General features: G+C 68.6%; 3 pseudogenes. All 3 read left to right on the top strand.

Annotation, left to right across the window (positions count from 1 at the left end):
* A pseudogene (locus DQ237_RS20380) lies at positions 1 to 304 on the top strand (hypothetical protein); the annotation flags it as partial.
* A 51-nt stretch (positions 305 to 355) separates the two neighbouring features.
* A pseudogene (locus tag DQ237_RS20480) lies at positions 356 to 574 on the top strand (hypothetical protein); the annotation flags it as partial.
* Positions 554 to 841, top strand: a pseudogene (locus DQ237_RS20475) (polyribonucleotide nucleotidyltransferase); the annotation flags it as partial. The pseudogenes DQ237_RS20480 and DQ237_RS20475, both read left to right, overlap by 21 nt.

Here is an 841-nt window from a genome sequence, read left to right as displayed (position 1 = left end):
AGATGTGTATAAGAGACAGGACGGCCAGTGGGTCGCGTTCCCGAAGCACTCGCAGCTCGAGCAGGCCGTGTTCAACATGGTCGTCGCGGGCAGGGTCGTCACGGCTGCCGACGGCAGCCAGGACGTCGCGATCATGATGGTCGAGGCCGAGGCGACCGACGGCGCGTGGAACCTCATCGAAGGCGGCGCGCAGAAGCCGACCGAGGAGGTCGTGGCCGAGGTCCTCGAGGCCTCGAAGCCGTTCATCAAGCAGCTCGTCGCCGCGCAGGAGGAGGTCGCCAAGACCGCCGCGAAGGAGACGTAGCAGTACCCGCTCTTCCCGCCGTACTCCGAGGAGGCCTTCGCGGCCGTCCGCGAGCTCGCGGCCGAGCGCCTCGCCGAGGTGTACCGCATCGCCGACAAGCTCGAGCGCCAGTCGGCCGACGACCAGCTCAAGGAGCAGGTCAAGCAGCAGATCAACGAGCGCATCGAGCGCGGCGAGCTCGAGGCCGTCATCGCGACGCAGGTCTCGGGCGCCTACAAGGCGGTCACGAAGGAGGTCGTCCGCAGACGCATCCTCACCGAGGGCATCCGCATCGACGGGCGCGGCCCGGCCGACATCCGCCCGCTCGACGCCGAGGTCGCGGTCGTGCCGCGCGTGCACGGCTCCGCGATCTTCCAGCGCGGCGAGACGCAGATCATGGGCATCACGACGCTCAACATGCTCAAGCTCGAGCAGCAGATCGACTCGCTGAGCCCCGTGACGAGCAAGCGCTACATGCACAACTACAACTTCCCGCCGTACTCGACGGGCGAGACGGGCCGCGTCGGCAGCCCGAAGCGCCGCGAGATCGGCCACGGC

It is taken from the genome of Blastococcus sp. TF02-8 (genome assembly GCF_003319175.1).
Lineage (GTDB): Bacteria > Actinomycetota > Actinomycetes > Mycobacteriales > Geodermatophilaceae > Blastococcus.
Note: the sequence above shows the minus strand (reverse complement) of the source record. Positions and strands in the feature narration are given on the sequence as shown.